The 7168-nt window shown below is 71.2% G+C and carries 5 protein-coding genes; 1 reads left to right on the top strand and 4 read right to left on the bottom strand.

Going from position 1 to position 7168, the window contains the following annotated elements; genetic code table 11:
* The first annotated feature begins 196 nt into the window (after positions 1–196).
* On the top strand, positions 197–1864 hold the full coding sequence (locus AC1D1T_RS28285; protein WP_477826399.1) for a sensor domain-containing diguanylate cyclase: 1668 nt from the start codon (positions 197–199) through the stop codon (positions 1862–1864).
* A gap of 17 nt (positions 1865–1881) precedes the next feature.
* Here the strand turns inward: AC1D1T_RS28285 and AC1D1T_RS28280 are convergent, their stop codons facing one another.
* The 4 genes from AC1D1T_RS28280 to AC1D1T_RS28265 all read right to left on the bottom strand — a co-directional run.
* Positions 1882–2313 (bottom strand): hypothetical protein, encoded by a 432-nt coding sequence (locus AC1D1T_RS28280; RefSeq protein WP_477826398.1) that lies wholly within the window; start codon positions 2311–2313, stop codon positions 1882–1884.
* 414 nt (positions 2314–2727) lie between these two features.
* Positions 2728–4344, bottom strand: coding sequence for a DHA2 family efflux MFS transporter permease subunit (locus AC1D1T_RS28275; protein WP_052211599.1), 1617 nt, complete (start codon positions 4342–4344; stop codon positions 2728–2730).
* A 30-nt stretch (positions 4345–4374) separates the two neighbouring features.
* Positions 4375–5712, bottom strand: a complete 1338-nt coding sequence (locus AC1D1T_RS28270) for an EmrA/EmrK family multidrug efflux transporter periplasmic adaptor subunit (RefSeq protein ID WP_477826397.1) — start codon at positions 5710–5712, stop codon at positions 4375–4377.
* 49 nt (positions 5713–5761) lie between these two features.
* Positions 5762–7168: efflux transporter outer membrane subunit (locus tag AC1D1T_RS28265; RefSeq protein WP_477992935.1), on the bottom strand; the 1407-nt coding region annotated here is incomplete at its 5' end.

Genomic DNA, 7168 nt, shown 5'->3' with positions numbered 1-7168 from the left:
GATTCGGGACGTTGGCGCAGCCGGCCACGGCCAGTGCGGCAGCCAGCGGCGCCAGGCGCGCGGCACATCGGGGCAGGTCCATGGGGGTCTCCGGTCGGGTGGACGCGGCATCGTAGCGTCCGATGCGCCGAATTGGCGACGCTCCCGCTCGCTTTTCCGCTCACTGCCGTCGCGGGCGCAGCATGACAATCCGCGCGTGATCCGCCCCGCCCACCTCCTGCGGCCGCGCCAGTGGCCGCTTCGCCTGCAGGCCAGCATGGGCAGCTGCGTGCTGCTGATGCTGCTGTCGCTGGCGATCGGCCAGCTGTGGGCCCGGCGGGCCGCCGACCAGGTGCGCACCGAGGCCGGCGCGGCGCTGCTGCAGACCGCGCGCAACATGGCCGATCGCCTGTCGTACGAGATGGCGGAGCGCACGCGCGACGTGCGCCTGCTGTCGCAGCTCGACGTGCTGCGCGGCACGACCTCGCCGGCCGAGATCCGCGGCGCGCTCGACCGGCTGCGCGCGACCCTGCCCGCCTATGCCTGGATCGGCGTGACCGATGCCGACGGCACCGTGATCGCCGCCACCGACGACGTGCTGCTCGGGCAGTCCATCGCCGCCCGCCCGGTGTTCCTCAATGGCCGCGAAGGCCTGTGGACCGGCGACGTGCACGAGGCGGTGATGCTCGCCCGCTACGCACCGAACTCGCCCGGCGAAGCGGTCAAGTTCGTCGACGTGGCCGCGCCGATCCGGCGCGCCGACGGCAGCCTGGGCGGCGTGATCGCGCTGCACCTGAGCTGGCAATGGGCCGACCAGCTGCGCCGCTCGGTGCTGAACCCGCGCGGCCTGCTGGCCACGCAGCAGCTGTCGGTGTACGGGCCCGATGGGGCGGTGCTGCTGGCGCCGCAGGCCGGCATGGGCCCGACCCTGGCACCGGCGCAGCTCGCCGCGCTGCAGGAGGGCTGGGCCGACACGCTGTGGAGCGACGGCAGGCCCTCGCTGACCGCGGTGGCCGAGAGCCGGCCGCTGCAGCAGTTCAAGGGCTTCCGCTGGCACGTCGTGGCCCGTGACCAGGGCGATGCGACCGCGGCGGCCACGCAGCAGGTGCGCGCCAGCGCGCTGGCCTGGAGCATCGGCATCGGGCTGCTGTGTTCGCTGATCGGCTGCTGGCTGATCGCGCTGCTGGTCGCACCGGTGGAGGAACTCGCGCATGCGCTGCGCGGCACCGCCGCCCGCCCGCGCGCACCCGGTGGGCCGGGCACATCGCTGCCGCGCCGGCGCAACGACGTGCAGCAGATCGCGGCCGCCGTCGCGCAGCTGCAGGACACGCTGAAAGACCGCGAGCAGGCGGTGCAGTCGCTCGAGCAGCGCGCGCTGCGCGATCCGCTGACGGGGTTGTGGAATCGCGGTTTCCTGGCCGAGATGGCCGAGCGCCTGGCCGACGACGTCGATCAGGCGCGGCTCGAGGTCTGCGTGCTGTGCCTGGACCTGGACGCTTTCAAGCCGATCAACGACCGCCATGGCCACGCGGCCGGCGACCAGGTGCTGGTGCAGGTGGCCAGGCGCCTGCGCAAGCTGGCGCGCGAGCAGGATTTCGTGTTCCGCCTCGGGGGCGACGAGTTCCTGGTGCTGATCACCGGCCTGCCGGGTGAAGGCAGCGCGCTGTCGCGCACGCTGGCCGAGCGCATCGTGCGCGACATGCGCCGGCCGATGAGCTACCTGACGCTGAACAACCTGCGGGTGGGCTGCAGCATCGGCGCCGCCGTCTGGCCGACGCACGGCGCGACGCTGGCCGAGGCGATGCGCCATGCCGACGAGGCGCTGTACGCCGCGAAGCACGCCGGGCGGGGGCAGTTCAGGCAGTACGCCGGGGTGTCGGGCTGAGGCGCTGAGGCCGGCGCTCAGGCGAAGCTGCGGCAATCCGCCAGCGGCAGGCCGCAGCCGTGCGGGTCCTCCGCGGCGAGCCAGGCCGCGGACACCTCGGTCGAGCTGCCGAGGAAGCGCTCGATCCACAGCATGAAGCCGTCGATGTCGAGCCTCGTCATCGGCATCGCCGACATGCTCAGCATCTCGCCGGTGTAGGCGTTCCAGCAGACCTCGAAGCGGGGATCGTCGCGCTGGGCGCGCGACAGGCAGCGCCAGTAGAGCTCATGCCCCGGCACCGCGACCAGCGAATGGCCCACCTGGGTGCCGATGCGCACGCATTCGAAGCGCGCGTCGAAGAAGAGGTCCACCGCGAAGCGGTCGTTGCAGACGAAGCGCGCCTGGTCACCCGCCACGCTGAAGGGCGAACTGCCGATGCGGCGGGCAAATTCGTCCAGGAGGATCTGCAAGGCGCTCACGTACCACTCGCGCTGTGGAGGCGCGGCGTCAGTAACGCGGACGTGCGCCGGGTTCCCTCGGGCGACACGACCGGCCGCACACAATGGGGGTCGCATGGACACCCCTCAGAAAGTGAACCGRCGACGTGGGCGCGTTACTCAGCACGCGCCCCTCTCGGGGCATTCGATTCAACGGACCGCCTGACCCGGAAATCCCATGTCCCCTGTATCGCTCCCTACCGTCAAACCGCATGCAGCCCAGCGGATCGGCACCACCGCCCCGCTGGTGGTGCAGCACACGCCGGGACACCTGGGTCCCTACAGCATCACACCCGCGGAGCCGGGACCGGCCTGGGCCAGCCGCTATCGGCCGACGAACGATCGGCCGGCGAACGACGGCAACACGCCGCCGCCCGCCGAACCGGGTCAGTGAGCCCCGCCCCCACCGCCACCGGCGCCACCCTTCTTGGGCCGCGTCATCCACACCAGCCCGATCAGCAGCAGGAACAGCGCTGACGACAGGTAGAACAGGTCGGTCGCCGCCATCGTGTAGGCCTGCTGGTCGACCAGCCGGTTCACCGTCGCGAGCGCCTGGTCGGGGCTGTAGCCGCTGGCGCCGAGGTTCGACAGTGTCTGCGTCGCCGCAATGCTGTTGCCGTTCACCGTCTCGGCGATCTGCGCATGGTGCAGCACCGCGCGGTTCTCCCAGGCCGTCGTGAAGATCGACGTCCCGATCGCGCCGGCCGTGATCCGCACGAAGTTGCTCAGGCCGGCCGCGGCGGCCATCTGCTGCGGCTGCAGGCCCGAGAAGATGATGGCCTGCAGCGGGATGAAGAAGAACGCCATCGCCGCGCCCTGCAGGATCGTCGGCACCAGGATGGTGTTGAAGTCGGCCTGCGTATTGAAATGCGAGCGCATCCACAGCACCAGCGCAAAGCCGAGGAAGGCCACCGTGCCCAGGCGCCGCGGATCGATCTTGCCGATGTTCTTGCCCACCCACGGCGACAGCAGGATCGCGAGGATCCCCACCGGCGCCAGCGCGATGCCGGCCCAGGTGGCGGTGTAGCCCATGTACTGCTGCAGCCACAGCGGCATCAGCACCACGTTGCCGAAGAACACGCCGTAGCCCACCGACAGCGCCACCGTGGCGAGCCAGAAGTTGCGCCGCGCGAACAGCCGCAGGTCGACGATCGGGTTCTTCTCGGTCAGCTCCCACGCGAGGAAGAACAGGAAGCCCACCACCGCGACGACGGCCAGCGTGATGATCTGGCTGGACTGGAACCAGTCGAGCTCCTTGCCCTTGTCGACCATCACCTGCAGCGCACCGACCCACAGCACCAGCAAGCCCAGGCCGACGTAGTCGAGCGGCACCTTCTGCGGCACGGCGTCACGGGTGCGGTAGATCGACCAGGTGAACATCGCCGCGAGGATGCCGACCGGGATGTTGATGTAGAAGATCCACGGCCACGAGATGTTGTCGGTGATCCAGCCGCCCAGCAGCGGGCCGACCACCGGCGCGACCAGCACCGTCATCGCCCACATCGCCATCGCGGTGCCGGCCTTGGCGGCCGGGTAGCTCGCCAGCAGCAGCGTCTGCGACAACGGGATCATCGGGCCGGCCACCAGGCCCTGCAGCACGCGGAACGCGATCAGCGTCTCGATGTTCGGCGCCAGGCCGCACAGCCACGACGAGAACACGAACAGCAGGATGCTCGCCATGAACAGGCGCACCGGGCCGAAGCGGCGCGTGAACCAGCCGGTCAGCGGCACCGAGATCGCGTTGGCCACGCCGAACGAGGTGATGACCCAGGTGCCCTGGTTCGGGCTCACGCCCATGTCGCCGGCGATGGCCGGGATCGAGACGTTGGCGATCGAGCTGTCGAGCACGTTCATGAACGTCGCGAGCGACAGCGCGATCGTGCCGAGGACCAGCTGGCTGCCGGTCAGCGGCGGATGGGCCACCGGACGCGGCGGCGCGACCGGGGCGGGCGCAGGCGCCGGCGCTTCGGCGCCGGACACCGCATCGGCGGTGGTGGAGGACATGGGAAGGCTCCGCGGATCTCTGGGGCTGGCTTACTGCTTGACCGGGGTCAGCTTGACCGCGGCGGCGACGGCGCTCGACGCAACCGTCTCGCCCGCGGCGGCGGCCGGCGTCGCCGCCTCGCTGCGGCGTGCCGCCACCTTGGTGTCGGGCTTCAGCGCATGGCCGAGGTTGCTCGCGATGATCTTGCGCACCTCGCCGTCGGCCGCCTGGTTGACCAGGTCGAACACCGCCGTCTGCGCGACCGCCGAGCTGCGCTGCACATCGGCCAGCATCTTGCCGTCGGTGTTGCTCACGTCGACCTTGGCGTCCATCGACAGGCCCACGCGCAGCGGGTGCTCGGCAAGCTCCTTCGGGTCGAGCGCGACGCGCACCGGCACGCGCTGCACCACCTTGATCCAGTTGCCGGTGGCGTTCTGCGCCGGCAGCAGCGAGAACGCCGAGCCGGTGCCGGCGCCGAGTCCTTCGATCCGGCCGCGGTACTCGACCTTCTTGCCGTACACGTCGGCCTGCAGCGTGACCGGCTGGCCGATGCGCAGGTTCTTCAGCTGGCTTTCCTTGAAGTTGGCATCGACCCACAGCTGGTTCAGCGCGATCACCGACATCAGCGGCGCACCGGCCTGCACGCGCTGGCCGACCTGCACGCTGCGCTTGGCGACGTAGCCGTCGACGGGAGCCAGCAGGTCGGCGCGGCGCAGCGCCAGGTAGGACTCGCGCACGCGGGCCCCGGCGCGCTGCACGTTCGGGTGCTCCTCGACCGAGGTGTTGTCGGTCAGCGCCTGGTTCGACGTGAGCTGCTCGCGCGCGGCCAGCGAGGCCGATTGCGCGGCCGCGACGGCGCTCTTCGACGCGGCGAGCTGCGCGTTCGCGTGGTTGAACTCTTCCTTGCCGACGGCGCCGCTCGCGACCAGCGGGGCGCGGCGGTTCACGTCGTCCTGCGCACGCACGAGGTCGGCCTGCGCACGGGCCAGGTCGGCCTCGCGCAGCGCGATCTGCGCCTTCAGCGTCGAGTTGTTCGCGAACAGCGTGCGCACCTCGCGCACCGTCTGCGCGAGCTGGGCTTCGGCCTGGTCGAGCGCGACCTGCGCATCGGCCGGGTCGAGCTTCACGAGCGGCTGGCCGGCCTTCACGAAGTCGGTGTCGTCGGCATTGATCGCGAGCACGGTGCCGCCGACCTGCGGGGTCAGCTGCACGACGTTGCCCTGCACGTAGGCRTTGTCGGTCGACTCGTAGTGGTTCAGCACCAGCGCGTAGTACGCGCCGTAGGCGACGCCGACCACCGCGACGGCGGCCGCCACGGCGGTCAGGGCCTTCTTGCGGGTCGGGTTGCCGGTGACTGCGGGAGCGGTGTTGTCTTGCGGGGAGGTCATGAAAGGTTCTCCGGGGGACTTGCTGTGTTTGTATGGAATCGGGTCGGGATCAGGAGGCTTGCGCGGTGCGCAGCGGCGCGGCGACATAGCCGCCGCCCAGCGAGCGGATCAGCGCCACCTGCGTGTCGAGCGCGCGCGCCTTCAGGTCGGTGCCCAGGCGGCGCTGCGTCAGCACCGTGGACTCGGCGTTCAGCACCACCAGGTAGGTGCCGAGGCCGGCCTTGTAGCGCTGCGTCGCGATGTCATAGGCCGCTTCGGCCGAGGCCTGGGCACTGGCCTGTTCCTTCTGCTGGCGCTCGATCGACTGCAGCGAGCTGATCTGGTCGGCCACGTCGCGCACCGCGTCGAGCACGGCGGCGTTGTAGCTCTCGATCGCGGCATCGAGGTCGGCCGACTTGCCGCGCAGGTTGGCGCGCAGCCGGCCGCCGTCGAAGATCGGCAGGCGGATCGCCGGGCCGATGCCGTACTGCTGGCTGTCGGACTTCAGCAGGTTGTCCAGCCCGATGCTCGAAAAGCCGGCGAAGCCGGTCAGGCTGACGTTCGGGTAGAACTGGGCGCGCGCGGACTTCACGTCGCTGGTGGCGGCCTCGACGCGCCAGCGCGCGGCGCTGATGTCGGCGCGGCGGCCCAGCAGGTCGGCCGGCACGTTGGCCGGCAGCGGCACCGCCTGCACCGGCTGCAGGCGCGGGCTCAGCGTGTCGAGCGCGTTCGGGGCCTGCGCCGTCAGCGCGGCCAGCGCATGGCGGGTCAGCGCGATCTGCTCGTTGAGCGCCTCGACCTGCTGGCGGGTCTCGGGCAAGGCGCCCTCGCCCTGGCGCAGCTCGACGGTGGTGTCCAGCCCGGCCTGCACGCGCTGGCGGATCAGCGCGAGGATGTCGTCGCGCTGCTGCAGCGAGCGGGTCGCGACATCGCGCTGCTCGAGCAGGCGCGCCAGCTGCACGTAGTTGCGCGAGACGTTGGCTGCCAGCAGCACGCGTGCGGCTTGCAGCTCGGCCTCTTGCGCGCGCTGGCTGCCGAGGGCGGCGTCGAGCGCGGCGCGGTTGCGGCCGAAGAAATCGAACTCCCACGAGGCGGCGGCCTGCAGCGTCGCGGTGGTCTGCATCGTGCCGCCGATCGGGGGCGGCACCAGGCCGGTCTCGGTGAAGCGCTGGCGGGTGGCATCGAACTGCCCGGTGACCTGCAGGCCGTCGGCCGCCGCCACGTTATCGATCGCGGCCTGCGCCCGCGTGATGCGCGCCTGCGCCACGCGCAGGTTCGGGCTGCCGGTCAGCGCCTTGTCGACCAGCCCGTTCAGCGAACTGTCGCCGAACGATTGCCACCAGTTGGCCTCGATGGCCGGCGAGGCTGCGTCGGCCTTCGCGGCCAGGCCGACCGTCGCCGGCTCGACCAGCTTCGCGCCCGGCGCGATGCCATTGGAGCTGGCGCAGCCGGCCAGCGTCAGCACCAGCGTTGACGC

It is taken from the genome of Rhizobacter sp. P2_H3 (assembly GCF_056403355.1).
This window is presented reverse-complemented; position numbering and strand designations above follow the sequence as displayed.

Excerpts from the sequence above, each read along its gene's own strand:
- AC1D1T_RS28275 (WP_052211599.1), bottom strand. The coding sequence starts at position 4,344 with ATGTCCTCCACCACCGCCGATGCGGTGTCCGGCGCCGAAGCGCCGGCG.